Source organism: Pseudomonas sp. Pseu.R1 (genome assembly GCF_045764065.1).
Lineage (GTDB): Bacteria > Pseudomonadota > Gammaproteobacteria > Pseudomonadales > Pseudomonadaceae > Aquipseudomonas.
Window position 1 is genome coordinate 2,613,659 of sequence record NZ_JBJGEE020000001.1, and the last position, 23,574, is coordinate 2,637,232.

Consider the following 23,574-nt stretch of genomic DNA (forward strand, 5'->3'; position numbering starts at 1 on the left):
TCGGTGAGCAGATTTAATCGCGGGGCTGTATCTCGTCTGTGTCACAGAGCGGGGCGAAGGCTGAGCAGATGTATCTCTCGGGGGGCGATACACAGTGCGATACAAAGTCACAGGAAATAAAACCGAATGTGCTGCGTATGGATACGTCGTAGGAGCGCGCTTGCCTGCGATTGCGCAGTGTCAGACAACGCCTGTGTGTCTGATCTGCCACCTTCGCCAGCAAGTCGGCTCCCACAAGGGTTGCGTCTGATCCAGATCGACGCTGAACTGTGGGAGCCGGCTTGCCGACGAAGGCAATGGGTCTGACAACACCATCAGCAAGCCAATTACTCTGGCTTTTCCAAGGCCTCCACCAGCGCTTTGAAGAACCGGGCCGCCTCACCGCCCGTGACCGCCCGATGATCGAAGGTCAACGACAGCGGCAGAATCGGATGAATCACCACCTGTCCGTCCATCGCCACCGGCTCTTCACGAATGCCCCCCGCGCCGATGATCGCTACTTGTGGCGGCACCACCACCGGGTTCGCATAGCGCCCGAACAAGGTGCCGAAATTGGACAGGGTAATGGTCGCGCCCATCATTTCCTTTGGCGGAATCGAACGCGCCTTCACGTCGGCCCGCAGACGGCTCATGCCCTCTTTCAAGTCTGCCGATTGGCGATTGCCCACGTCGCGCAACACCGGCACGAACAGCCCGTCCGGCGTGTCCACGGCAATCCCCAGATCAAGATTGTCGTGGTGTTTGATCGACAACGACTTGCCGTCGAACCAACTGTTGAGCACCGGTTCCACCTTGCACGCCGCCGCCATGGCCTTGCCAATCCGAATCAACGGATCCCGAGCCGCGCCCCAGCGATGCAGATCGGCATCACCGAAGATCGTCACCGGCACCACTTCGGCATGGGACTTGGCCATGTTCAGCGCCATGCTGCGCCGCACGCCGCGCAGTTTCTCACCACCGAACCTGTCGCGCTCGGCCTGAGAAGCGGCCTCTACGTCAGCGCGGGTGATCAGACCTGCGCTGCCTGTGCCGCTGAGCGCGTTGAGGTCCACACCCAATTGCCGGGCCAGCTGTCGCACTGCGGGCGTTGCACGGGTCGACATGTGTTCGCGGGTCGAGGGCGCAGCACCGACGAAAAACTGATCGTCCTGACTGCTGCCCCCGCCTTCCAGACGCCCGACCACCGTGCCCGCGTCGCCCTCGCCTTCGAACGCCATCAGCGGTTCGCCAACGTGCAAGATGTCGCCATCGCCACCGTACAGCTTTGCAATTACGCCATCATAGGGCGCGGGAATGTCGACGAGGGCCTTGGCTGTCTCCACGGACACCACCCGTTGGTCAGCCTTGACGGTGTCGCCTTCCTTGACATGCCACTCGACGATTTCCGCTTCCTGCAACCCTTCGCCCAGATCGGGCAGTTTGAAATATTTCATCGCAAGCCTCCTCGGCCGTCAGGCGAAATTCAGAGCGCTGTCGCACGCGTGAAGAATGTCTTCGACGCTGGGGATGTACAGCTGCTCAAGCCGGTACAGCGGCGGTGGAATGTCCGGCGCGGTGACGCGCTGAATCGGCGCCTGCAAATCCAGCAACACGCGCTCGTACAGGCTTGCAGCGATTTCCCCGCCCAATCCACCGGAGCGCGGCGCTTCGTGAACGATCACGCAGCGCCCGGTCTTGCGGACCGAAGCTTCCAGCGTGTCGAGGTCCAGCGGCTTGACGCAGGCGACATCGATCACCTCCGCCGACACGCCTTGCTCGGCCAAGGCGCTGGCGGCTTGCAAGGTTTCGTGAACGCTGGCGCCCCAACTGACAAGGGTGATGTCACTGCCTTCGCGCAAGGTGAAGCAGGTGTCCAGCGGCAGGCGTTTGCCATCGTCGACGAGGATTTGCGGGTTCATGCGATACAGGCGTGTGGGTTCAAGAAAGATCACCGGATCGGGATCGTCGATGGCCGTCAGCAACAGGCCGTAAGCCCGCGCAGGCGAAGACGGAATCACCACCCGCAATCCTGGCACGTGGGCAAACATCGCTTCAGTGCTTTCGCTGTGATGCTCGGGTGCGCGAATGCCCGCACCCATGGGCGAACGCATGACCATCGGGCAGCTCAGCCGCCCCCGCGTACGGTTGCGCATGCGCGCGGCATGGGATACCAGATGCTCCATCGCGGCATAGATGAAACCCATGAACTGGATTTCAACCACAGGTCTCAGGCCTTGCGCGGCCATGCCGACGACCAGTCCGCCGAGCATGGTTTCCGCCAGCGGTGAGTCGATCACCCGCTTGAAGCCGAAGGTGTCGCGCAAGCCTTGGGTCGCACGAAAAACACCGCCGTTGACGCCGACGTCCTCACCGAGCACCACGACGTGTTCGTCTTCACTCATGGCCCGGTGCATCGCCAGATTGACGGCCTCAAGCAAGCTGAGCTTTTTATCGACGGGAAGGTCATTCGCCATGATGAGCACCTCCCTGACGACGGGCCACGCGCTCCAGAAACCACTCTCGCTGATCGGCCAATGGTGCAGGCCAGCGGGCGTAGACGTGATCAATCACTGATGCCGGCGCCTGATTGCCTGCGCGTTCGAAGTTATCCACAGACTGCTGAACCAGCCCCTGACATTCGGCGATCAACGCCTGTTCACGACCTTCGTCCCACACCCCTTGACTGGCCATGAACGATTGCAGGCGTTTGATTGGCTCCTCCTGCCAAGCCTGCTTGACCTCATCGGCGGCGCGATAGCGGGTCGCGTCGTCAGCGGTGGTGTGATCGCCGAGCCGATAACTCAAGCACTCCAGCAACACCGGGCCTTTCCCTTTGCGCGCTCGCTCCAGGGCGACCTGCATGCGGTCGTACACGGCGAGCATGTCATTGCCATCGACTTGCTCACCGTGAAAGCCAGCGCCAATGGCCTTTTGCGCCAACGTCGGCGCACCACACTGAATGCGCCGGGGCACGGAGATCGCCCACTGGTTGTTGTTGATCACGAACACCACCGGCAACTGCCAGGCCCCCGCGACGTTCAACGCTTCGAGGAAATCTCCCTTACTGGTGGCGCCATCGCCGCAGGTGGTTACAGCGACGCGGTGTTCGCCGCGAATTTTGAACGCACTGGCCACACCACACGCATGCAGGGCCTGCGTGGCGATGGGAACACACAGAGGGAAATCCTGCGCGACGGCAGGCTCGGCGTAATCGCTGCCCCGCTCGTCGCCGCCCCAATACAGCAGGATTTCTTCCATGCGCACCCCACGCATTAGCTGCACGGCGGTGTCGCGGTAGTAGGGAATCAGCACGTCTTCGGGGTGCATCAGACTGCCAATCGCTACGCCGATGGCTTCCTGACCCAGTGTGGGCGCGTAGGTGCCAATACGACCGGTACGCTGCAACGCGACGGCTTTCTGATCGAAAAGCCGGGTCAGGACCATCTGGCGATAGAGGCGGGTCAGCAGGTTGAAGTCATCGGCCCAGTTGGGAAGCGCTCCGGTCAGCCGACCGTCGGGGGACAGATAACGGGTGTACGCAAGATCGATCTTGTTATTGGACATTGCACACTCCTGACACGCGCTGCCGCGCGTGATGGTCTCGACTCGCCACTTGTGGTCGCGAGCTTCAATAGAGCAGCGCCGGTAAGGCACTCACTCAAGGTTCAACAGGCGTTCTGCCAATGCATCGGCTACCCGCGCGGGTGAGCGCTTCTCGGCCTGGGCATGGGCAAATACTTCAGTCAGCCGTGTTCCTATCTGGGACAGATGTGCGGTGATGGTGTTCTGGTTTTCTCCTCGATGCTGAAGCGCGACGTAGATCAGCCCGCCGGAATTGATGACGTAATCGGGTGCGTAGAGGATGCCTCGGGTTTCGAGCTGATCGGCGATGGCTGCGCAGCTCAATTGGTTGTTGGCGCCACCGGCCACGGCAGCGCAACGCAGTTTGGTCACGCTGTGACTGTTGAGCACGCCGCCCAGTCCGCAAGGCGCGAGGATGTCGCACGGGGTGCTGAGCAAGGCTTCGCTGGCGATGGGCTTGGCGCCCATTTGCTCCATGGCCAATTGCACCTTGCCACTGTCCAGGTCGGCGACCAGCAGTTCAGCGCCCGCAGCGTGCAGTTGCTCGGCCAGCGCCCAGCCCACATGGCCCAAGCCCTGAACCGCAACGCGCAACCCTTCCAGATTGTCGCTGCCCAGCCGCGCCATGGCCGTAGTACGAATGCCAGCGTAAAGGCCCATGGCGGTATAAGAAGAAGGATCACCCGATTCGGTGGTGCTGGTGACGTGTTGGGTGTATTGCGCAATACAGTCCATGTCTTCGCCGGACGTGCCACTGTCCATGGCCGCGATGTAGCGACCATCCAGCGTCTGGATGAAACGTCCAAAGGCTTCGAACAAGGCAGCGCGATCAGGCACATGGGCAGGCCGCAAAATGACTGCGGTCCCACCGCCCAGCGGCAAGCCTGCCAGAACAGCCTTGTAGCTCATGTTCCTCGCCAGTTGAATGGCATCCTCAACGGCGCTCTCTTCATTTGGATAGGAAAGGTAGCGAACCCCACCCAGAGCAGGGCCTTTCTGACTGCTGTGGATCGCGATCACGGCTTTTAGGCAGGTGTGTGAATCGACGATCAGATGCAACGATTGAACGCGCGCGCTTTGCATGAGAGCGAACATAGGTCGTGCTCCCGGTTTTTTGTATTGCGAGTATAGGCGCTGGCAAAAAAAACGACGGCTGCGCCGGACACATCTCGACAAGAAATCGGCAGATTTCTGACAGAACATGTCCGCGAGCATTCGTCACTGGACGAACATCGTCGCCAGCGCTAAAACGAAACTTCCCAAGACACCGTTTCAGACGCCTGATCCTACTGGAGAAGTCGATGAATCCACGCCAACTCTGCCTTGACTGTCTGCACCACACCCCGCCTTTGACCTTCCAGGCGGCACTGTGGATTTCGGTCGAGCACGACGCTCAGGCCGACCTTCGGCACACCCACGATCTGATGGATCAACTTCAGCGTCGCCTCAGCGCAGCGCTGCCTTTACTGCCTGCCAACGAACTCGCCCAGCCTCTGCTACGGCAAATGGCGACGATCGGTTTCCAGCAAGATGATGTCGCCCAACCCAAACCTCAGGTGGCCTTGCTGCACAAGATCGTCGAGCGCCGCCGTGGCCAGCCTTTGGGCCTGGCGCTGGTGGCGCTGGAACTGGCGCGTCGGCTGGACATTCCGCTGGAAGGCGTGAATTTTCCGGGGCACTTTCTACTTCGTGTTCCCGGCGCCGATCACACACTTGACCCCTGTGACGGCCGCAGGCTCTACCCCAAGGATTGCCGCGAACTGTTACTTCGCCAGTTCGGCCCCGACATGCCGCTCAAGGCCGAACACATGCGTACCGCCACGCCTCAAGCCATGCTTCAGCGTTTATCGCGCAATTTGCGTCATTTGCATCAGATCAACGACGATCTCATCGCATCCTTGAAGGATGCCAACCGGGTTCTGGAACTGGGGCAAGCCAACACCAGCGATTACCTCGCCCGTGCCAGTCTGTATCAGACACTGGAATGCCCGCAGGCAGAGCGTTACGACCTTGAGCATGCGCTGCTGTTGAGTGATGACCCCGTGCAGCGCATCAGGTTGACCCAGCGCCTCGTGCAACTGCCCTCGGGGCGGGCGGTGCACTAGGCCGCAACCTGATACACCCGACTCAGCTCAAGTTTGCGCCATGCCCATAGCCCTGTGCTGAGGCCAATGCCCTTGAGTACCGTCTGGGAGCCATGGATAAACGCCCGAACGCCATCGGCACCGCTCACCATCCCCATCACACCAAAGATCAGCAATGGCAATGCTGTCGCCCGGTCTCCGGATGAATACGCCTCGTAAGCTTTTATCAAATTGACCGTACTGGTCAGCGCCGTCCAGCCAAAGCTTGCGCCAGGAAAAGGCAAGAGCAGTATTGTTCCGGTCCATCTGATGACATTCCACGCGAGCGAAAGATGTTTCTCGGCCGACGTTTCGATCCGCTCATCCACGTCCGCGATCATGCGTTCGAACATCTCGCCGTAAAGCTGCTCAGAGCTGGAGATCCGGTCCTCCATACGATTGACGATGGTCAAAAACGCCGGATCATGTTTACCACCTCGTTCGAAGTTTTCGATGAACGTCCCCACTCTGCGCTGTCCGGCGTATGCCACTCGCCCGTAGAAGTAGCTTTGCATCGGCGCGGAATTCAGGAGTGCGCCATAGTCGGTCAGGGGTCTGAAATGCACACCATCCGGTGCATTAGGGGTATAGAGCATGTTGTAGTCAGGATCGCTTGTAGAAAAATCACGGAAGATAAAAACGCCCTCGATGATCTGACCCGCTATTTTGAATGCCGACACTCCGGTGTTTTTGACAATCCCTACGCTTGGGGTGCGACGGCCAAATGCATGGATGGCCGCACGGAGCCAAGAGTACTGTCGGTCATGCAGGTCCCCCTCTAGATACTGCAACATGACGCCACGCGTCATCTCGTATTCGGAACGGGTGGCGATCAACGCTTTGCGGCGAACATAAATCGGGTTATTCCTCTTCAGAAAGTCATTGGTCAGATGGCTCATGTAACGGGCGCCCAAGTCAGCCTCTCGAATCTGTTTATCCAGAAACGGAATCAGCGTCTTGGGAAGTTGCGAGACATCAAGACCAGTAGAGGAATAAAGATGAATGCCAGGCCGGTAAGACAGAATGTCTTCGGCTCCGTGCATCATTAAATCGGTCAACGATTGCAACGGTGAATGCTCGCCAAAGTCAGGGCTGTCGAAATAGGGTTGGCCCAATCCCAGATAAAGCGTGTCCGGATCGACAGGACGTCGGTAGCCCTGACTGCGCAAGAACTCTTGAAGGCGTGCTGACGTCTGCTGATGGACATAATCCCTCAAGTTCATAAGGCCCGGACTAAGCCTTGCAAACTCTGTGTTAAGAGCTTCGATACGGGACTCGACCGTTGCCAGCCCCGACAGGGTGGAACGTAATGTTTCGGCGTCCATTTGCCACAACGCGATCTTCTCGCCCTTGACGAGCGCCACGACTTTCAACAGCACAAGTAGAGCAAGGTTGGCTTCGTACGTTTCATTGGGGCAACGCTCGAATACACAGCTATCAGGCCCCCACAGTGAAGGTTTGAGCTGAATGTTATTGAGGAGCGTATTAATGCTCTGCTGTGCAGGACTGGCCAGTTGGTCGTGAACGAACGATCGACCGGACTCGCTGGCCAGCCATCCACCCACGTGCAGGCTCAGTTGTCGCCACGAAGAGAACTCATAAAAATCCTGGCCATTCGGCGCGCCGGGCGCGTAGAGCACGAATTGCTCATCGAACTCAGTTTCTTCGCTGAAAACAATCAAGTCCCTGAAGCGCGTATTACCGTGTTTCAGGTGCAGGCTGCCAATGCTGTAACTGGCTCCTTCTTTGGCCTTGTCTGCGCGGATGAACATCAGCAGTTCATGGCTACGGTCCTGAACCAGATGGCCCTGCATTCGCGCCGCCTGCGCACTCAGTTCAATGGCACTGTCGCGATGGTGGGCCATGACACGAAGGTTTTCTTCGTCCAGATAGCGATCTCGCAGTTGCTCCGCGTACCGCTGAGGCAGCTTGAGCACATCGAGCATTGTGGTGACAAAGTCATGGGACCAATCAACATGAACCCGCTCGGGCGAGACTGACATTTCCCCGGCGACAAGAGGCAGCCCTTTTACCGCAAAATGCAAAAGCGACCCGCTGTAATTCGCCTGCAAGGCGTCGCCGCCACCGACATGAATCGTGTCAGACAGCGTCAGTTGAATCGCGCCGGGGTCGATCTCACAACCCAGGTGTTCGCGGCAGTACCGCATCATCTCAGCGGCGGCGAACGCCTCGATCGACTCCAGCCCTTGAAGTGCGATCTGCACCCTTTCTTTACGTCGACGGTGCTCGCCCTCCAGTACATTCAAGTGCTCCCGATCCTCGGGACTGGCGTATTTGCGCCAGTGCGGCTGGGCACGTTCACTCATATGATTCGCCAACGAACGAAAGCGTTGGCCCATGGCGTCGTCCAGGTGAGCACAACGCCTCAGACGCTCAAGACACTCCAGAAACGAACCCGCATCCAGGACGGGTGACTCTCCCTCCAGAACAAAATGAAGGTCTTCCATTTGCCTGTGTTGCAGGGCTCGAACGTGATCAAGCACGACCGGCTCGCTCACGGGCTTGAACGTCCACATCTGCGGATCTAGGTTTTCGTGGGCGCTCATTGAATGCTGATCCGAAAGCCGCAACAGATTTGCCACGACATCTGCCGGATCGACGACCCGTCGGGTGAGGGCATCACGCAGCGCATCCAGCGAAGCGAAGCGCTCGATGCCAGCGCCCGGAATGAGTAGAAACACAACGCCTTCCGGGGCGTTGGTCGCCTCGGCAAACTGGCCGACGACATAAGCAGACGGCACAAGTATCGCTACGTCATCACTGATGTTCAGATGAACAGAAAAAACGCTAGCCGGAATCGAGTTATCCACAACCGCCAGCAAACGAGACTGCTCGGTTTCGGACAGTTCTCCTGAAAAACCGCGCAACGCGATTTCGTTCGTCAGAGCATCGAAGTGCTGCTGAAGCAGGGGTTGGAGAGCGCCAGGCCCACGCCAGAATTCGTCAAAATGGAGACGGATACGCTCCGGTAAATCCCGAGCGACATCACGGATGATTTCAACCAGCGACTGGCCCTCTTCGGCGGTCAGCTTTTGCGACGGATCCAAGGTGTTGTGTCGAAGAAAAGCCTGCGCATGGCTCAGATCCCGAACCGGTGTCGCACGACGCAAGAGGTCAATGAGCAAATCCGTCATCGACCGGGATAACAGAACCCCACGCTCATCCTGCCAGTTGAAAAAAATGGCATCAGGGTTGGAAACGATCAGTTGAGTCTGCTGACGGACCCGTGCACTCAGTTGCGCCGTGGCCATATCGCGTAACGCCAGGGTGCGGGCCAGTGTTTTCGAGCATCCGGCACAGGCTTCAGCGAGCGCTGCCAGGTGTTGCGTGATGCGGTCGGTGTCGGACGCAGACGGGCCGCCGGTTACAGTGTTCATAGGTGTAGCTCCAAGGGTAAGTCGCTGATCTCCCTCCCGGCATCCAGCCGTTCGGTCATGCAGACGAGCGATGAAATGAGCGCCTATGAAACATCGCCAGCTCGATCAATGTGCGGTAACTATTGCTGGATCGACCGCGGCTGATCCGACAGAGCGGGTAGGAATTCGGATATCAAGATGTCGGTCGGCCAGCAGCATTGTTGCCGTTCAAGTAAAACAGCATGTCGCAAACCGCTCTGTTTAGAAGTGCCCGAACAACTTACCATTGGCTCACTTCGCGGCCGCCCTCGCCGCGAATTGGAAACCTGCTTTATGAGTTTGGCTTTTACCGGCTCCATACTTTTAGAAAGGGTTTCCCGGCGTAGATTTTCAAGCTCCTGGATCTGACGTCTTGTTTAGCCGCTGCCATTGCAGCGGCTTTTTTTTGATATTTTAAAGAACCGTCAAATCTTCAGAAATTTCCCACACCATTATTGGGAGCAGTCCGACCAAGGAATATGTTTAAACATCCGTCATCGAAACGGGATTGCGCATGCGGTCCAGTGGAGATACACAATTCAATGACGAATGGAGATTCACCATGAACAAGAAAAAATGGATGGCCTTGGCACTCGCGATGAGTATTGCCCCCATCGCAAACGTTGCACTGGCAGAACCTGCAGCCAAAGCAATGCCTTGTCTTAGGTACAGCGGGCAGATGGCTCCCGGGATCGCGGCCCCGGGCGAGTACAAGATCATTCACAGTTACCGGGTCAGTTGTGGAACTTCACTGCACAATTTGACCGTTCGCACTCAACGAGGTGCTTTACAGCCCATTACTGTGCAACGCAATGACGGAGGCGGTTGGGTCACTGTCGCTAGAGACGCGCATGATCCGACGGTAAATTGGGGCGGGGGAAACTTTCGGGTGATTCTGGATAACATGAACGGAAAGGCGCCGATCGCTTATCGAGGCAGTTTCTCAGTACCACTTTGAAACGATAAACACCAAGGCCGTTCATCCGACGGCCTTGGCCTAAGTCCAACGACTAAGTCCGGATGCTGACCCACGATTTATGTTTAGGCCGGTTAGCATGTTCGACCAAAGCCTCAGTGACAGACATCACTGTCCGAAGTTTGGTCAGCGTGTCTTTTGCATACTCTTTACCCTCAGAAGCACGAGCCGTCAGAAAATCAAGTTCACGTTTGAAGTAGTCATACATATTGACTTTCTTATCAAGACTAATTTCTCTGCCTTGGGCATCAAAATCAACATCGACACTCGATAACCAACCCGATGTCCCGTAGTCAACAATGCCCATATCCACAAGAACACTGCCTATCTCTCTCAACTGCCGATTCGTCGTATTCCTCGGATCAAACCCCGAGAGGTCCATGTCGAAACCCTTCAGTTTTTCGGCGTTGGAAATGCTGGTATCCGCCCAATACTGACGCACTTTCGTCTTGATGCTCTCTTCCTGCTCTGTGGCCCCCGACCGCATCCTGAATCGGTCATCCGGCGCCACGGTATACGCACTCAACCGCTGACGAATTTCCACGAAATTCTGAATCATGATTGCCTCCTGATAAGAACGATTACTTTCGTCCTATCGGGAGGCGCTTCAGCGGCTTGACCCCGATAACGCTCCCTTTCGAAGAAACAGATTAGTCCTACAAAACCGCAAATAACCCTCCTACAAAAGTGGCCCGTTCAATCCCTGAACCGGGCACTCCGAGCAGACTGTCAGGCCATCACCCCGCAAACCTCTGCAAGTTCGCCATCATCTCTTTCAGCGCTTCGACGTTATCCGCCGGATGAACAGCATCGCTGAAATCACTGATCACGCCCCACTGCGCTGCGACGTCTTCAGGAGAGAAGCCCGCACGCGGGTCGAATCCGGCGCCCAGACTACGTTCCCAGCGCACTTTGCCTACCCAGCCGCCGCCCACTTCATACAAGCCCGAGGTGTCCTGGCATTGCTCGCTGCCCAGATACACCACCAGCGGACTGACAAGTTCGGGCTTGAGCAATTCGAATACACTGGCCGGGATCAGCCCTTCGGTCATGCGGGTGCCGCCGGTGGGCGCGATGGCGTTGACCAGAATGTTGTTCTTGCGCCCTTCCAGCGCCAGTGTGCGGGTCAGGCCGTAGAGTCCCAGCTTGGCCATGCCGTAGTTGGACTGACCGAAGTTGCCATAGATGCCTGATGTGGATGACGTGAAGATCACTCGACCATAATTCTGCTCGCGCAGGTGTGGCCAGGCGGCGCGGGTTACTTTGTAGGCCCCCTCGACATGGACTTTGTAAACCAGGTCCCAATCGGGATCTTCCATTTTGGCGAAGCTCTTGTCGCGCAGGATGCCCGCGTTGTTGACCACGACGTCCACTCGGCCAAATGCGTCCAGTGCGTTTTGTACGATCTTGTCCCCATCAGTGACGGAATCGTGGTTCGCCACCGCTTCGCCGCCCCCTTCGCGGATTTCTGCGACCACACGGTCCGCCGCTGAAGCATTGGCACCTTCGCCGTGTGCCGAGCCGCCGAGATCGTTGACCACCACGCGCGCACCATGGCGGGCGAACAACAGGGCGTGCGCGCGCCCCAGGCCACCACCCGCGCCGGTCACGATCACCACCTTGTCCTCAAAACGTACGGATTCGCTCATGCCACTTTCCCCGATGATGATGCTCGCTCTAAGCCCTCTTCAGGGCCGGGAGCGGCTAAACAGTCACAGGAGTTTCAACTAGTCACTTGCGAGTCACAATCAACACGAAGCAGGCTGAATGGTGTTCGATAACACAAAGGGATGATTGAGCGGCTCATTACCGGGGACCACTCGCGGCGCAAGGACGGCCGGTCTGAAATCAGCGGCGGCGGCACGAAAGGCGGCGTACAGGCGCAACACCTGCTCAGGTGCTTCAGTTTGCGGGTAGTGACCGATGCCAGGGATGGAAACCACATCAGGGTGGGGGATCAGCTCCCGATATCGCTCAGCCATGTGCTCACCGGAAACCGGATCGGCGGCCCCGTTGATGAAGCGCATCGGCACGTGATTCTGCTGCATGGCCTGCACCCAACGCTCGCGATGCAGCCTCCGCTCAGGGACGTAGTGAATCAGGCGATGCAGAATTCGATGCCCTCGATGAGCCGCGATCAGGCTCCAGAAATCGTCCAGTTCGCTTTCACTGGGGCGCGTGTCAGGCCCGAAAATGCGGCTGAAGTCCCGATCCAGACAGCCACGGTCAAACAGACGACTGACCAACCAACCCGCCCGACCGAGCAACAATTTCTGCGCTTGTATCGCTCGATGCGCCTCGGGAAACAGACCGCCGTTGAGGAACGCACAACTGGCCATTTTGAACCGACCCTCGCCGTGCCGCGCCATCAATTCTTGCGCAACGCTGACGCCATAATCATGCGCCAGCACATGCACCGGCCTCGGAACGTTCAGGTGATCCAGCAACGCCTGCTGCAAATCCGCCTGTTCGATCAGGCTATACGGATGGCGCCGAGGCTTGGCCGAATCGCCAAACCCGAGCATGTCGCAGGCGATCACCCGGTATTGGCGCGAGAGCGGTTGCCACAGGTAATTCCAGTCCCAACTGGCTGTGGGGAAGCCATGAATCAGCAACAGTGGCGCCCCGTGCCCCGCTACCCAGTACCGGATAGTGCGGCCACGAAACTGAAAATCGTGCCCGCGCGTGCGCCAGACGCAGAGGGGAATCTCGCCAGGCCTCATTACTGCGAATACCCAGGCGAGAACTGGTCGAGTTTGCGCAACAGCGCGGGCCACGCCAACTTGCCGCCCATGCCTTCGGCACTGCGCGTCACGCCCGCGATCATGGCTTTGGCGCCCGAAAGAATCTGACCGTCGATGGGAATCAACTCAGCCCCGCCCCCTTGCGCGAGCACCTGGATTTCACAGGCGCGCTGGAAGGTGAACATCATCAAAAAAGTGTCGGCGATACTGCCGCCGCAGGTCAGCAATCCATGATTGTTGAGCATCAGAAAATTGCAGTTGCCCAGATCGGCTTGCAAACGGGCTTTTTCGTCGTGATTCAGTGCAACACCTTCATAGCCGTGATAGGCCAGACTCGCGAGCACGAACAGCGACTGCTGGCTGATGGGCAGAACACCCTGCTTCTGCGCCGACACCGCGACGCCCGCTGCGGTATGGGTGTGCATCACGCAGAGCACGTCGTGGCGCACTTCGTGAACCGCGCTGTGGATGGTGTAGCCCGCAGGGTTGATGTCATAAGGGCTGTCCATGAGCTTCTTGCCCGCCTGATCGACTTTGACCAGGCTGGATGCGGTGATCTCATGAAACATCATGCCGTAGGGGTTGATCAGAAAGTCTTCGGTGCCTGGCACCTTGGCCGAGATGTGAGTGAAGATCAGATCGTCCCACCCGTGCATGGCCACGAGTCGATAACACGCAGCCAGATCGACTCGCGCCTGCCATTCCTCAGCGCTGACCTGGCCCTTCACGGTGTGGTTGATGTGACTGACGGTTTCCGCGACTACGTGTGCGACTTTCACGATCGGCTTCCCTCGGCATTTATTCTGCTCTAATGGATCAGCAGTCTAGTCAGCCAAAACGGAAGCGGTACTTGCCTTGCCAGCCAGCTTAATGGCCCGGCGAGTCAGTTATTGACTGAACGCTCTGGAACGGGCATTTCAGAGCATCCACACCAATAGAGGCGCGGCAAAAAGATTGAGCAGGCCGGTCAGTACCATGACCAATCCGGCCACAGAACCTTCTTCGCCGCCCACTTCTCTCGCCCGGCTGACGCCCGCGCCATGAGCACCGACGCCAAACAGTGCACCACGGGCCAGTGCCGTGCGCAGCGGCAGCCATTTGAGCAATACGCCACCCAATGCGGCACCGAACACCCCGGTGCACATCACGAATACCGCTGTCAGCTCCGGGACGCCGCCCAAGTCATGGGCCAATGGCATCGCGAAAGGCGTGGTGATGGAGCGCGGCACCAGTGACATCACCACTGAAGTGTCCAACGCCAGCGCCTTCGACAAGCCAAACGAGCTGGCAATCGACGCCGTACTGCCCGCCAGCATGCCGATCAGCAGCGCAGGCCAGTGCCGCGCCAGCAAGGCACGCTGCTGCCAGATTGGAATGGCGAACGCCACCGTCACCGGCCCCAGAACCAGCATCAGCCAGTGGGTGTTGGTGGAATATTCGGCGTAGGCCGTGTGCATCGGGGCCGCGATGGCCAGTAGCACCGTTGGCACCAGAATCAGCGGTGACAACAAATAACGTCCGGTTCGACGGTACAGCCAGCGGCTGCTGACGTAAGCGCCCACCGTGATCAGCAGCCAGAAGATCGGCATCGGCTCGAATTTCATGCCTGCTCCTGCGCCGAACGGTCTTTGAGACGGCACACCACTTCGACCGTCACCGCAGTCACCAGCATGACCATCAACGTGCTGCACCCGATGACCAGCATGATGCGCCAGCCTTCATGACGCACCAACGCGCCGTAATCCAGCAGGCTCATCAAAGGCGGAATGAAGAACAGCAGCATCTCGGCCAGCAGCAACCCTGCACCGGTTTGCAGCGAAGAGGGTTGTACAGCGCCTGTCGCAAAGATCGCCAGCAACAGCGCCAGGCCGATGACTCCGCCAGGAATCGGCCAGTTCAGCCACGACGCGATCTCGCAGCCGATCTGATAAATCGCCAACAGGACGACGAGTTCGACAACAAGGCGCGCGAGACGAGACAAACGTTTCATGATCTTTGGTCCTCTGAGACCTGCAGTCTAACGACGCGCACCCCATCCCAAAAACGAATTGTTAGACTTAAAGCAATTCCATTATGGAATTGAATCATTCACACTGCCGGAATCGCCCACCCTTCATTCGGGCATCGCCAGGCATTCGAACAATGGAATTCAAACAACTGCGCAGCTTCATCGAAGTGGTACGTGAGGGTGGCTTCACGCAAGCGGCCAAGACGCTGTACGTCAGCCAGTCAGCGGTGAGTAAACAAGTTGCCCAGTTGGAAGAAAGCCTGGGCGTGACCCTGCTGGACCGCCACGGCTCGCAGGTCTCGCTGACGGCAGCAGGCCGGGTCACGCTGCATCGCGCCGAGGAAATGCTGATGCTGCGCAATGGCCTGCTGCGCGAGCTGGATGACCTGAGCAATCTGGCGCGAGGGGAATTGCATCTTGGTTTGCCCATGTTGGGCAGCGATACCTTGTTCGCCAAAGCCTTCGCCGAATACCGTCGGCTGTATCCGAACGTCACCATTCATTTGATCGAAGGCGGCAGCCGCGCCATCGAACATGCCGTGATGACTGGTGAACTGGAATTGGGAGCAAGCCTGACGCCCAGCGATCCGGCCTTCGCGTCCCAACCTTTCTGCGACGAACCGCTGGACGCCTTGCTGCCCGCCGACCATCCACTGGCGCATTTAAAGGAGGTGGAACTCAGCCAACTGGCCGACACCCCTTTCCTTCTTTATCAACGCAGCTTCGTGCTCAATGACCGGTTGTTGCAGGCCTGCCAGCAAGTCGGATTTACCCCAAAAGAAGGTGGCCGCAGTGGGCAGGCGGATTTCCTTGCAGCACTGGTGGCGGCCGGTCAGGGCGTAGTGCTGCTGCCACAAGTGGTGGCCCGGGCGCTAGTCAGGCCTGGCGTTGTGCATGTAACGCTCAAGGCCCCGGAGATCCTGCGCTGGGACATCGCCTTCATCTGGCGTGAAGGCGCGTATTTGTCCAAGGCCGCGCAGGCGTGGCTGGCATTGGTTCGTCGATAGCAGCCGTGATCAGGCGCCCAGCTTTTCGACGAACGCTGCCAGCCAAGGCTCGGCATCGGTCTCTGGCGTCACGGTTTCACTGGCGTCCAGACGCAGCATCTCCTGCACTTCGCGAATGCCCAACTCCATGAACAACTCGCGGAACTGCTCGCCACCGCCGCAGAACGTCTCGCCATAACTGGCGTCGCCCAACGCAATGACACCGCCTGGCAGGCCACGCCAGGCGGCGGGCAGGACGTCGCGAATCTGCGAGTACAGCGGTTGAACGTTATCGGGCAACTCGCCCAGCCCAGTGGTCGAGGTCACGACCAGAAAAGCCTCTGGCGCGAAGGCTTGCAGGTCAGCCAATGTCACGCGTGGATTGAACAGCACGTCGTGACCGGCGTCCTTGATGATCTGCTGGGCGTGTCGGGCAACTTCTTCGGCCGAGCCGTACACCGAGCCCGAAACAATGGCGACTTTCATAAGCAATCCTGTGGATAATTGAAATCGTGCGGCATTATGCCCCAGCGCGCGGGAATGTCTTAGAATGGCGCTCACCGTCGCGCCGCAGAAAGTAGTCGAATTGCACGCGAAACAGGCGCAAGCTCATGCTCAAGACTAGGGCAGGGTCAGGCGCCGAAGCTGTAACCATTTGCAACTGACGAACGGCAGCAACCAAACATTGAATTTAGTGTCTGCTCTTTCAATAACCGGTTAACAGAGCTTGACCATGCAGCGCGACAACCTTCTCACGCAGGATGAACTGGATTTCATCCAGAACATGCAGCACAACCCCAAGCTGAACCTGCGCGACAAATCCCGCAGCCTGGTGGTCAATGGCGGCGTGCAGATTCAGGATCTCCTGACGCGTCTGGCTGCCCATGAGCAAGTGACCCTTCAAGCCCAGTTCGACAATCAGCAGATGACCTTTCCGCTGCATCTGGTCGAAGACGAATTCCATGCCCTTCACCTGGAACTGGGTGCGCCGAGCATTTTCGAAGAAGGCCCGCGCATTCGCCCGTGGCGTCTGATCCTGCCAGAGCCCGTCGCGCTGGAGACTGAAAAAGGCGCACTCACTGCACTGTGGGTCCACGAGATTTCGTTCAAGGGCATCCTGCTGGAAATCCGCAAGCAGACCAAACCGCCGAAATATTTCTCCGCCTGGTTCACACCGAACGGTCTTGCGCCCATTGCGTTGCGTGGCACATTCGAACGCCTGACCGAACAAGGCTTGGCGGCCTATCGCCTGAGCCAGAACAGTAAGGAAGACACTGAGCGCCTGCGCCAGTACATCCTTCAGGAACACCGCAAGATCCATCCTTCGATGCATTTTTGAAGCGACGTTGAACTGCAAGCGTGGATCAACGCCGCGCATCTTGTCGCTCACAGCTTGTAGCCTGCCACCGCCGTCAGGAATAATATTTGCACGCTTTTCTGCGAAGCTGACGCAATGCCATCACCCCGGCGTTGCGCCATGTGATTTCCCTATCCGGGAATCTCACTCGTCTATCGGAGATACACAATGTCTACGTCCCCCGTCACGCTGATGGTTGCCCGTCGCGTCGCCCATGGCCGCTATCAGGAACTGATTGCCTGGCTGCATGAAGGCGAACAACTCGCTACCGATTTCCCCGGCTACCTGGGTTCAGGCGTGCTCGCGCCGCCGCCGGGAGACGATGAATTTCAGATCATTTTCCGCTTTGCCGATGAAGCCACCATGCACGCCTGGGAGCATTCTGCGTCCCGACGCTCCTGGTTGGTGCGCGGCAGCGGCCTGTTTGCCAAGAACTCCACGCATCGCGTACGCGGCATGGACGGTTGGTTTGGTGCCGTTGGTCAGCGTCCACCGCGCTGGAAGCAGGCGGTTGCTATCTGGCTGGCGTTTTTCCCAGTCTCGCTGATCTTCAACTATGTGTTGGGGCCGTTGCTCAGCCAGTTTGAGTTGCTGCCGCGAATCATGATCAGCACGTTGATCCTCACGCCGTTGATGGTGTTCTGGTTCATTCCGCTGTCGACGCATTTGTTGTCCGGGTGGTTGCACAGCAACACGCAACAGCCCGTCGCGCCTGCCGAGTCGGCGTCGACCCGCTGATACCTTACAGCTCCCACAGTTTCGGCGTAGAGCGAAGTATCTGGACTCGACACGGTCCTTGTGGGAGCCGCCTTGGTGGCGAAGGCGTTTGAATAGGCAACATAGAATTTCCAACAGAAGATTGCGCCACCTTGAGGAATTGCGTCGCCCCTCCGCAGTTGTACACCACTGACCATTGGGTTAAGTTGGCCCCAGACGTTCGTTCTCTGATGGCGCATTGACCACAACCGGCGCCCGCACTCTCAGAGCCGACACGCCCGTTTTCTCTTCCCTGAATACGCGTGAGCTGCCATGAACTCCTCTTCTGCCCCTGTCCTGATCACGGGTGCCAGCCAGCGCGTCGGCCTGCATTGTGCAGAACGACTGCTGGACGAAGGACAGTCCGTGATCATCAGCTACCGCACCGAACGGCCCGGCGTACAGCGGCTCAAGGCATTGGGCGCTGATGCGATTCAAGCGGATTTTTCTTCGCAGGACGGCGTGATGACCTTCATCGCGCAACTCAAGCAGCGCACTGACAGCCTCAGGGCCATCGTTCACAACGCCTCCGAATGGCTGGCAGAAACCGAGGGCGCTGAAGCCGATGTGTTCCAGCGCATGTTCAACGTGCACATGCTCGCGCCCTATCTGATCAACCTGCATTGCGCCGACTTGCTAGAGCGCTCGCAGAAGGCCGACATTATTCACATCGGCGACGATGTGACGCGCAAGGGCAGCAGCAAACACATTGCCTACTGCGCCAGCAAAGCCGGGCTGGACAATCTGACGTTGTCGTTCGCTGCCCGCTACGCGCCCCGCATCAAGGTCAACGGCATCGCTCCGGCCATGCTGATGTTTCAACCTGACGACGACGCGGCGTACCGCGCCCGCACGCTGGCCAAATCCGCGCTGGGGATTGAACCCGGTCCTGATGTGATCTACCAAAGCGTGCGCTACTTGCTGGATAACCCTTACGTCACCGGCACTACATTGACCGTAAACGGTGGACGGCACGTCAAGTAAGCCGCCCCGAGGAACCCTTTGATGACCCTGTCACTGCCTCAGCACTATCGCGAAATCCTTGTCGGCCTGGGAGAAGACCCGGAGCGCGAAGGTCTGCTGGACACCCCCAAACGTGCCGCCAAGGCCATGCAGTACCTGTGTCACGGCTACGAGCAGACACTGGATGAAATCGTCAACGGCGCCCTCTTCGCGTCGGACAACGACGAGATGGTCATCGTCAAGGACATTGAGCTGTATTCGTTGTGCGAACACCATTTGCTGCCGTTCATCGGCAAGGCTCACGTGGCCTACATGCCCACCGGAAAAGTTCTGGGCCTGTCGAAGATCGCGCGCATTGTCGACATGTTCGCCCGCCGACTGCAGATTCAGGAAAATCTGACACGCCAGATTGCCGACGCCATCGAGAGCGTGACCCAAGCCGCCGGAGTGGCCGTGGTGATCGAAGCACAACACATGTGCATGATGATGCGTGGCGTCGAGAAGCAGAACTCGACCATGAACACTTCGGTGATGCTGGGCGCCTTTCGCGAATCGAACACGACACGGATGGAATTTTTGCAACTGATCGGACGGAGCAAGTAGTTCATGGCCAGACTCGAACCAGGCACCGCACGCATCCGGGTCAAGGACCTGTGCCTGCGTACTTACATCGGCATCAACGAGGAGGAAATCCTCAACAAACAGGACGTGCTGATCAACCTGACGATCCTGTACGCCGCGCAAGAAGCGGTGCGCGATAACGACATCGACCACGCCCTGAATTACCGGACCATCACCAAGGCCATCATTCATCACGTCGAGAACAACCGCTTCGCGCTACTGGAGCGCTTGACCCAGGAAGTGCTGGATCTGGTCATGGCTCACGACGCAGTGCAGTATGCCGAAGTCGAAGTCGACAAGCCCCATGCGCTGCGTTTTGCCGAGTCGGTGTCGATAACGCTGGCGGCAGAACGCTAAGGATTCAGGGCCTGGCACACTCACCCTGTGGGAGCGAATTCATTCCGGGCGGCGATCCGACGATTAGCCAGTACATTCGATACATCTCTATCGTCTGCACTTAAGTCTCGCGAATGAATTCGCTCCCACAGGGGGCCGTGCCGGGCTGACGAATGCCATTGCCCGCTCCCCACTGCACTCTTATCATCCGCCCCATCTTTTCTCTGCCCGAGCCCATCATGACCGAGCAACAACGCCTCGAACTCGAAGCCGCCGCCTTTCGTCGTCTGGTTGCGCACCTGGACAGCCGCAAGGACGTGCAGAACATCGACCTGATGAACCTGTCCGGTTTCTGCCGTAACTGCCTGTCCAAGTGGTACAAGGCCGCCGCTGATGATCGCCAGATCGACCTCAGCCTCGATGACGCCCGCGAAGTGGTCTACGGCATGCCGTACAGCGAGTGGAAATCCCTTTATCAGAAAGAAGCCAGCGCCGAACAACAAGCGGCGTTCGCCAAGGAAAAGAAATGACTGACCTGAACACCCTGCGCAGCAGCCTGAAATCCGGCGAACACGTGTTTGCCGACACCCTGGCCTTTGTTGCCGCGAACTACGACTACCAGCCACAAGCCTTCAGCAACGGCCCGGTGGAAAACGCTGCGGGACAGAACGAAGGTTCTTGCAAGACCCTGGGTCTGGCACTGCTGGAAGGTCTGAGCGACGAAGAGGCGCTGCTGGCGTTTGGTGAGCACTACCGTTCGGTCGTTGCTACGCCGGAAGGCAGCGATCATGGCAACATTCGTGCGTTGATCGCTCATGGCTTGGCGGGTGTGAAGTTCGCTGCCCAGCCCCTGTCGCGCAAGGCCTGAAAGACCATGAAAACCCTGTAACAGCGAGCTGTCCGCAGACACAAAAAAACCGGCCTAATTGAGCCGGTTTTTTCGTTGTGGAACAGCCGATCAGAACGAAGCGTTCGCCAGGCCGTCCAGGTAACGCTCGACGTCCAGTGCCGCCATGCAGCCTGCGCCAGCCGAGGTGATTGCCTGACGGTACACGTGGTCAGCCACGTCGCCCGCCGCGAACACACCTTCAACGCTGGTAGCGGTCGCGTTGCCTTCACGGCCACCGTTGACGACCATGTAGCCATCTTTCAGCGCCAGTTGGCCTTCGAACAGCGACGTGTTCGGGGTGTGGCCGATGGCGATGAACACGCCGTCGACTTTCACTTCATCGAAGCTGCCGTCGTTGTTCTTCAGGCGCGCACCGGTCACGCCCATGTTGTCGCCCAGCACTTCGTCCAGCGTGGCGTTGAGCTTGAGCTCGATCTTGCCTTCAGCCACACGTGCGTGCAGCTTGTCGATCAGGATCTTCTCGGCGCGGAAGGTATCGCGGCGGTGAACCAGAGTCACTTTGCTGGCGATGTTGGCCAGGTACAGCGCCTCCTCCACTGCGGTGTTGCCACCACCGACCACAGCCACCGGCTTGTTGCGGTAGAAGAAGCCGTCGCAGGTCGCGCAGGCCGAAACGCCTTTGCCCATGAACGCTTCTTCGGACGGCAGGCCCAGATAGCGAGCGCTGGCGCCGGTAGCGATGATCAGCGCGTCACAGGTGTAGGTGCCGCTGTCGCCCTTGAGGCTGAACGGCTTACCGGCCAGATCCACAGCGTTGATGTGATCGAAAATGATCTCGGTCTCGAAACGCTCGGCGTGCTCGCGCATACGCTCCATCAGCACCGGGCCGGTCAGGCCATGGGGGTCGCCCGGCCAGTTGTCGACTTCGGTGGTGGTGGTCAGTTGACCACCCGCCTGCATGCCGGTGATCAGCAGAGGCTTGAGGTTGGCGCGTGCTGCATACACCGCAGCGCTGTAACCGGCAGGGCCGGAGCCGAGAATAATCACTCGGGAATGACGTACATCAGACATGACACACTCCTATCGACCGGCCATCGTTACGTGTGGTCGGAGTTACTGAGATCTGTACCGGCGTACCGGCTGAATAAAACGGATCGGCGAGCCACTTCGCACAGTACGCTCACCCATCCTGAAATCGTGACGCTGCGGCCGAAACCGCAGCGACGGTATTACAAGCTCTTGGCGTTCTCAGCCAGGTAATCGGCAACGCCGGAAGCGTCAGCCTTCATGCCTTTCTGGCCTGGACGCCAGCCAGCCGGGCAGACTTCGCCGTGCTGTTCAGTGAACTGCAGGGCTTCAACCAGACGGACCATTTCGTCAACGTCGCGACCCAGTGGCAGGTTGTTCACAACCTGGTGCTGAACCACGCCGTTCTGGTCGATCAGGAACGAACCGCGCAGCGCAACGCCGTCTTCGTGTTCGATGCCATAAGCGCGAGTGATTTCGTGCTTGATGTCGGCAACCATGGTGAACTGGACTTGGCCAATGCCGCCCTTTTCAACCGGGGTGTTGCGCCATGCTGCGTGGGTGAAATGCGAGTCGACGGAAACGCCAACCACTTCAACGCCCAGGTCGCGGAATTTAGCGACGCGGTTGTCGTGGGCGATGATTTCCGACGGGCACACGAACGTGAAGTCCAGTGGCCAGAAAAACAGCACGACGTATTTGCCGCGCAGGGAAGACAGCTGGAAGCTGTCGACGATCGAACCGTCACCCAGGACTGCCGCTGCGGTGAAATCAGGGGCTTGTTTGTTTACCAGAACGCTCATCAAAACTCCTTCGAGGTTCAAAGTGAATGGGAATAGGTCTAAAAGTTGCCCGCAAGCTTATCGGGGCGGCGAAGATTAAGGAAATATCGTTTCACAATCCAGCTCATAGACCGCCCCTATTCCGACAAGCTGCTACGCGCGGGGTATCGATAGACTCTACCCTCGTCAGATTGTTTCGGCGAATGTCCAAAGGCTGATCCAGCTTCCGCCGTTCTCGCAAAGCCGGTAAGGTCGGCGCGTTTTCAACGTTTGGAGGCCCACATGCCTGCACCCGCTCTCTCTGGCCCTCAATACCTGCGCGAAGGCCTGAAACTGATCCTCAGCCCCGGCCTGCGTCTGTTCGTCCTGTTGCCGCTGACCATCAATCTGGTGCTGTTCGGCGCCCTCATCTATTTCGCCGGTCATGAATTCAGCCTCTGGGTCGACTCATTCATGCCCACCCTGCCGAGCTGGCTGAGCTTCCTTAATTACATCCTCTGGCCGCTGTTCGTCGCACTAGTCGTCCTGATGGTGTTTTTCACCTTCACCATGATCGCCAACGTCATCGCCGCGCCGTTCAATGGCTTTCTTTCTGAGAAAGTGGAAGTCGTGCTACGCGGAAAAGACGACTTCCCGGCCTTCAGTTGGGGCGAATTGATCGAAATGATCCCTCGCACCCTGAGCCGCGAAATGCGCAAACTGGGCTACTTCCTGCCCCGCGCCATTGGCCTGTTCATCCTGTCGTGGATTCCCGTGGTCAATATTGTTGCTGCGCCACTGTGGCTGATCTTCGGCGTGTGGATGATGGCCATCCAGTACATCGACTACCCCGCCGACAACCACAAGATGAGCTGGCAAGACATGCTCGCCTGGCTACGCGCCAAGCGCTGGCAGAGCATGAGCTTTGGCGGAATTGTGTACCTGGCGCTGCTGATCCCGGTGGTCAACATCCTGATGATGCCTGCGGCGGTGGCCGGGGCGACGATGTTTTGGGTCAGAGAGCGTGGGGCGGAGACATTGGCGGAGAGGGTTTAACAGCAGTTAAAAAAGGGCCTCAAATGAGGCCTTG

General features: G+C 58.4%; 25 protein-coding genes. 11 read left to right on the forward strand and 14 right to left on the reverse strand.

Annotated features, from left to right (window positions below; all coding sequences use genetic code 11):
• Positions 1 to 326: 326 nt before the first annotated feature.
• From ACI5GA_RS12030 to ACI5GA_RS12045, 4 genes are all read right to left on the reverse strand, one after another.
• Positions 327 to 1,433: a dihydrolipoamide acetyltransferase family protein gene (locus ACI5GA_RS12030; protein WP_404633819.1), complete on the reverse strand. Its 1,107-nt coding sequence runs from the start codon at positions 1,431 to 1,433 to the stop codon at positions 327 to 329.
• 18 nt (positions 1,434 to 1,451) lie between these two features.
• Positions 1,452 to 2,453: an alpha-ketoacid dehydrogenase subunit beta gene (locus tag ACI5GA_RS12035; protein WP_421422864.1), complete on the reverse strand. Its 1,002-nt coding sequence runs from the start codon at positions 2,451 to 2,453 to the stop codon at positions 1,452 to 1,454.
• Positions 2,443 to 3,543 carry a pyruvate dehydrogenase (acetyl-transferring) E1 component subunit alpha gene (gene pdhA / locus ACI5GA_RS12040; protein WP_421422866.1) on the reverse strand — a complete coding sequence of 367 codons (1,101 nt, stop codon included), beginning with the start codon at positions 3,541 to 3,543 and terminating at the stop codon, positions 2,443 to 2,445. The genes ACI5GA_RS12035 and pdhA overlap by 11 nt, the downstream gene beginning before the upstream one ends.
• Before the next feature lie 90 nt (positions 3,544 to 3,633).
• A complete protein-coding gene (locus tag ACI5GA_RS12045) occupies positions 3,634 to 4,656 on the reverse strand; it encodes a Glu/Leu/Phe/Val dehydrogenase family protein (protein ID WP_404633825.1) in 1,023 nt (340 codons plus the stop codon).
• Positions 4,657 to 4,862: 206 nt separating this feature from the next.
• Here ACI5GA_RS12045 and ACI5GA_RS12050 point away from each other — a divergent pair, with 206 nt between their 5' ends.
• Positions 4,863 to 5,666: a SirB1 family protein gene (locus ACI5GA_RS12050; RefSeq protein ID WP_404633827.1), complete on the forward strand. Its 804-nt coding sequence runs from the start codon at positions 4,863 to 4,865 to the stop codon at positions 5,664 to 5,666.
• Here ACI5GA_RS12050 and ACI5GA_RS12055 read toward each other — a convergent pair.
• Complete coding sequence (locus tag ACI5GA_RS12055) at positions 5,663 to 9,082, reverse strand: dermonecrotic toxin domain-containing protein (protein ID WP_421422868.1); 3,420 nt, start codon at positions 9,080 to 9,082, stop codon at positions 5,663 to 5,665. The genes ACI5GA_RS12050 and ACI5GA_RS12055 overlap by 4 nt on opposite strands.
• A 580-nt stretch (positions 9,083 to 9,662) precedes the next feature.
• Between ACI5GA_RS12055 and ACI5GA_RS12060 the strand changes: the two genes are divergently transcribed.
• Positions 9,663 to 10,058, forward strand: a complete 396-nt coding sequence (locus ACI5GA_RS12060) for a hypothetical protein (RefSeq protein WP_421422869.1) — start codon at positions 9,663 to 9,665, stop codon at positions 10,056 to 10,058.
• A 52-nt stretch (positions 10,059 to 10,110) separates the two neighbouring features.
• On the opposite strand, the gene ACI5GA_RS12065 is transcribed toward ACI5GA_RS12060, so the two are convergent.
• From ACI5GA_RS12065 to ACI5GA_RS12090, 6 genes are all read right to left on the reverse strand, one after another.
• Positions 10,111 to 10,635, reverse strand: a complete 525-nt coding sequence (locus ACI5GA_RS12065; protein WP_421422870.1) for a hypothetical protein — start codon at positions 10,633 to 10,635, stop codon at positions 10,111 to 10,113.
• Between the two features lie 178 nt (positions 10,636 to 10,813).
• Positions 10,814 to 11,725, reverse strand: coding sequence for an SDR family oxidoreductase (locus ACI5GA_RS12070; RefSeq protein ID WP_421422871.1), 912 nt, complete (start codon positions 11,723 to 11,725; stop codon positions 10,814 to 10,816).
• Between the two features lie 99 nt (positions 11,726 to 11,824).
• A complete protein-coding gene (locus ACI5GA_RS12075) occupies positions 11,825 to 12,799 on the reverse strand; it encodes an alpha/beta fold hydrolase (protein WP_404633837.1) in 975 nt (324 codons plus the stop codon).
• Positions 12,799 to 13,560: a class II aldolase/adducin family protein gene (locus ACI5GA_RS12080; RefSeq protein WP_404634355.1), complete on the reverse strand. Its 762-nt coding sequence runs from the start codon at positions 13,558 to 13,560 to the stop codon at positions 12,799 to 12,801. Before ACI5GA_RS12080 ends, ACI5GA_RS12075 begins: the two co-directional genes overlap by 1 nt.
• A 177-nt stretch (positions 13,561 to 13,737) precedes the next feature.
• Positions 13,738 to 14,424, reverse strand: a complete 687-nt coding sequence (locus ACI5GA_RS12085) for an LrgB family protein (protein WP_404633839.1) — start codon at positions 14,422 to 14,424, stop codon at positions 13,738 to 13,740.
• Entirely contained in the window at positions 14,421 to 14,810 is a 390-nt protein-coding gene (locus ACI5GA_RS12090; protein ID WP_404633841.1) for a CidA/LrgA family protein, read from the reverse strand. Before ACI5GA_RS12090 ends, ACI5GA_RS12085 begins: the two co-directional genes overlap by 4 nt.
• Before the next feature lie 152 nt (positions 14,811 to 14,962).
• Between ACI5GA_RS12090 and ACI5GA_RS12095 the strand changes: the two genes are divergently transcribed.
• The gene (locus ACI5GA_RS12095) at positions 14,963 to 15,835 is read left to right on the forward strand and encodes a LysR family transcriptional regulator (RefSeq protein ID WP_404633843.1); all 873 of its coding nucleotides are present in this window, start codon (positions 14,963 to 14,965) and stop codon (positions 15,833 to 15,835) included.
• A gap of 9 nt (positions 15,836 to 15,844) precedes the next feature.
• On the opposite strand, the gene ACI5GA_RS12100 is transcribed toward ACI5GA_RS12095, so the two are convergent.
• Positions 15,845 to 16,300 (reverse strand): flavodoxin, encoded by a 456-nt coding sequence (locus ACI5GA_RS12100; RefSeq protein ID WP_404633845.1) that lies wholly within the window; start codon positions 16,298 to 16,300, stop codon positions 15,845 to 15,847.
• 247 nt (positions 16,301 to 16,547) lie between these two features.
• Between ACI5GA_RS12100 and ACI5GA_RS12105 the strand changes: the two genes are divergently transcribed.
• The 7 genes from ACI5GA_RS12105 to ACI5GA_RS12135 all read left to right on the forward strand — a co-directional run bounded on the left by ACI5GA_RS12105 (position 16,548) and on the right by ACI5GA_RS12135 (position 20,715).
• The gene (locus tag ACI5GA_RS12105) at positions 16,548 to 17,153 is read left to right on the forward strand and encodes a hypothetical protein (RefSeq protein WP_404633847.1); all 606 of its coding nucleotides are present in this window, start codon (positions 16,548 to 16,550) and stop codon (positions 17,151 to 17,153) included.
• A 186-nt stretch (positions 17,154 to 17,339) separates the two neighbouring features.
• Positions 17,340 to 17,909, forward strand: coding sequence for an antibiotic biosynthesis monooxygenase (locus tag ACI5GA_RS12110; RefSeq protein ID WP_404633849.1), 570 nt, complete (start codon positions 17,340 to 17,342; stop codon positions 17,907 to 17,909).
• Between the two features lie 291 nt (positions 17,910 to 18,200).
• On the forward strand, positions 18,201 to 18,911 hold the full coding sequence (folM, locus tag ACI5GA_RS12115) for a dihydromonapterin reductase (protein WP_404633851.1): 711 nt from the start codon (positions 18,201 to 18,203) through the stop codon (positions 18,909 to 18,911).
• Positions 18,912 to 18,932: 21 nt separating this feature from the next.
• On the forward strand, positions 18,933 to 19,493 hold the full coding sequence (gene folE / locus ACI5GA_RS12120) for a GTP cyclohydrolase I FolE (RefSeq protein ID WP_404633853.1): 561 nt from the start codon (positions 18,933 to 18,935) through the stop codon (positions 19,491 to 19,493).
• Between the two features lie 3 nt (positions 19,494 to 19,496).
• A complete protein-coding gene (gene folX, locus ACI5GA_RS12125) occupies positions 19,497 to 19,868 on the forward strand; it encodes a dihydroneopterin triphosphate 2'-epimerase (protein ID WP_404633855.1) in 372 nt (123 codons plus the stop codon).
• A 218-nt stretch (positions 19,869 to 20,086) separates the two neighbouring features.
• The gene (locus ACI5GA_RS12130; protein ID WP_421422872.1) at positions 20,087 to 20,377 is read left to right on the forward strand and encodes a DUF1244 domain-containing protein; all 291 of its coding nucleotides are present in this window, start codon (positions 20,087 to 20,089) and stop codon (positions 20,375 to 20,377) included.
• Positions 20,374 to 20,715, forward strand: a complete 342-nt coding sequence (locus ACI5GA_RS12135) for a HopJ type III effector protein (protein ID WP_421422873.1) — start codon at positions 20,374 to 20,376, stop codon at positions 20,713 to 20,715. Before ACI5GA_RS12130 ends, ACI5GA_RS12135 begins: the two co-directional genes overlap by 4 nt.
• Positions 20,716 to 20,805: 90 nt before the next feature.
• On the opposite strand, the gene trxB is transcribed toward ACI5GA_RS12135, so the two are convergent.
• Together trxB and ACI5GA_RS12145 are read right to left on the reverse strand one after the other, a co-directional pair.
• A complete protein-coding gene (trxB, locus tag ACI5GA_RS12140) occupies positions 20,806 to 21,768 on the reverse strand; it encodes a thioredoxin-disulfide reductase (protein ID WP_404633861.1) in 963 nt (320 codons plus the stop codon).
• Between the two features lie 158 nt (positions 21,769 to 21,926).
• Positions 21,927 to 22,526 carry a peroxiredoxin gene (locus tag ACI5GA_RS12145; RefSeq protein ID WP_404633863.1) on the reverse strand — a complete coding sequence of 200 codons (600 nt, stop codon included), beginning with the start codon at positions 22,524 to 22,526 and terminating at the stop codon, positions 21,927 to 21,929.
• A 261-nt stretch (positions 22,527 to 22,787) separates the two neighbouring features.
• On the opposite strand from ACI5GA_RS12145, the gene cysZ reads away from it, so the two are divergent.
• Positions 22,788 to 23,540, forward strand: a complete 753-nt coding sequence (cysZ, locus tag ACI5GA_RS12150) for a sulfate transporter CysZ (protein WP_404633865.1) — start codon at positions 22,788 to 22,790, stop codon at positions 23,538 to 23,540.
• Positions 23,541 to 23,574 lie beyond the last annotated feature (34 nt).

Excerpts from the sequence above, each read along its gene's own strand:
- ACI5GA_RS12035 (WP_421422864.1), bottom strand. The coding sequence starts at position 2,453 with ATGGCGAATGACCTTCCCGTCGATAAAAAGCTCAGCTTGCTTGAGGCC.
- ACI5GA_RS12055 (WP_421422868.1), bottom strand. The coding sequence starts at position 9,082 with ATGAACACTGTAACCGGCGGCCCGTCTGCGTCCGACACCGACCGCATC.
- ACI5GA_RS12045 (WP_404633825.1), bottom strand. The coding sequence starts at position 4,656 with ATGTTCGCTCTCATGCAAAGCGCGCGCGTTCAATCGTTGCATCTGATC.
- ACI5GA_RS12090 (WP_404633841.1), bottom strand. The coding sequence starts at position 14,810 with ATGAAACGTTTGTCTCGTCTCGCGCGCCTTGTTGTCGAACTCGTCGTC.
- cysZ (WP_404633865.1), top strand. The coding sequence starts at position 22,788 with ATGCCTGCACCCGCTCTCTCTGGCCCTCAATACCTGCGCGAAGGCCTG.
- ACI5GA_RS12135 (WP_421422873.1), top strand. The coding sequence starts at position 20,374 with ATGACTGACCTGAACACCCTGCGCAGCAGCCTGAAATCCGGCGAACAC.
- folE (WP_404633853.1), top strand. The coding sequence starts at position 18,933 with ATGACCCTGTCACTGCCTCAGCACTATCGCGAAATCCTTGTCGGCCTG.
- folX (WP_404633855.1), top strand. The coding sequence starts at position 19,497 with ATGGCCAGACTCGAACCAGGCACCGCACGCATCCGGGTCAAGGACCTG.
- ACI5GA_RS12030 (WP_404633819.1), bottom strand. The coding sequence starts at position 1,433 with ATGAAATATTTCAAACTGCCCGATCTGGGCGAAGGGTTGCAGGAAGCG.
- ACI5GA_RS12070 (WP_421422871.1), bottom strand. The coding sequence starts at position 11,725 with ATGAGCGAATCCGTACGTTTTGAGGACAAGGTGGTGATCGTGACCGGC.
- ACI5GA_RS12065 (WP_421422870.1), bottom strand. The coding sequence starts at position 10,635 with ATGATTCAGAATTTCGTGGAAATTCGTCAGCGGTTGAGTGCGTATACC.
- ACI5GA_RS12130 (WP_421422872.1), top strand. The coding sequence starts at position 20,087 with ATGACCGAGCAACAACGCCTCGAACTCGAAGCCGCCGCCTTTCGTCGT.
- trxB (WP_404633861.1), bottom strand. The coding sequence starts at position 21,768 with ATGTCTGATGTACGTCATTCCCGAGTGATTATTCTCGGCTCCGGCCCT.
- ACI5GA_RS12110 (WP_404633849.1), top strand. The coding sequence starts at position 17,340 with ATGTCTACGTCCCCCGTCACGCTGATGGTTGCCCGTCGCGTCGCCCAT.
- ACI5GA_RS12095 (WP_404633843.1), top strand. The coding sequence starts at position 14,963 with ATGGAATTCAAACAACTGCGCAGCTTCATCGAAGTGGTACGTGAGGGT.
- ACI5GA_RS12050 (WP_404633827.1), top strand. The coding sequence starts at position 4,863 with ATGAATCCACGCCAACTCTGCCTTGACTGTCTGCACCACACCCCGCCT.
- ACI5GA_RS12105 (WP_404633847.1), top strand. The coding sequence starts at position 16,548 with ATGCAGCGCGACAACCTTCTCACGCAGGATGAACTGGATTTCATCCAG.
- ACI5GA_RS12085 (WP_404633839.1), bottom strand. The coding sequence starts at position 14,424 with ATGAAATTCGAGCCGATGCCGATCTTCTGGCTGCTGATCACGGTGGGC.
- ACI5GA_RS12075 (WP_404633837.1), bottom strand. The coding sequence starts at position 12,799 with ATGAGGCCTGGCGAGATTCCCCTCTGCGTCTGGCGCACGCGCGGGCAC.
- ACI5GA_RS12100 (WP_404633845.1), bottom strand. The coding sequence starts at position 16,300 with ATGAAAGTCGCCATTGTTTCGGGCTCGGTGTACGGCTCGGCCGAAGAA.
- pdhA (WP_421422866.1), bottom strand. The coding sequence starts at position 3,543 with ATGTCCAATAACAAGATCGATCTTGCGTACACCCGTTATCTGTCCCCC.
- ACI5GA_RS12060 (WP_421422869.1), top strand. The coding sequence starts at position 9,663 with ATGAACAAGAAAAAATGGATGGCCTTGGCACTCGCGATGAGTATTGCC.
- folM (WP_404633851.1), top strand. The coding sequence starts at position 18,201 with ATGAACTCCTCTTCTGCCCCTGTCCTGATCACGGGTGCCAGCCAGCGC.
- ACI5GA_RS12145 (WP_404633863.1), bottom strand. The coding sequence starts at position 22,526 with ATGAGCGTTCTGGTAAACAAACAAGCCCCTGATTTCACCGCAGCGGCA.